The organism is Collinsella sp. SGI.178, from assembly GCF_050313495.1.
In the GTDB taxonomy this organism is placed as follows: Bacteria; Actinomycetota; Coriobacteriia; order Coriobacteriales; family Coriobacteriaceae; genus Collinsella.
Map to the genome: position 1 here is coordinate 1 of NZ_JBNPLM010000068.1, position 266 is coordinate 266.

Below are 266 nucleotides of genomic sequence, written 5' to 3' on the forward strand. Positions count from 1 at the left end.
GTGGTGCAGAGCATGTCCCGGAAGGGCAACTGCATCGACAACGGCGCGACGGAGCAGGTGTTCGGCCACATCAAGGACGAGTTCTTCCGCGGAAGGACGTGGCCGGACTTCGAGTCCTTCAAGGCGGACCTCGACGACTTCGTGGTCCATTGGAACACGAGGAGGCGCCAGGTTAAACTGAAGGGACTGACCCCGGAGGAGTTCCGGAGACAGTCCCTTGCGGCGTAGTTCTTATTTAAGCCGTCCAAGTTTTGGGGTGCAGTTCA

General features: G+C 59.0%; 1 protein-coding gene. It reads left to right on the forward strand.

The features are described from left to right. A partial coding sequence (locus ACQRAQ_RS08670) for an IS3 family transposase (protein WP_427794564.1) occupies positions 1–228 on the forward strand: 228 nt, incomplete at its 5' end. Between the last annotated feature and the right edge of the window lie 38 nt (positions 229–266).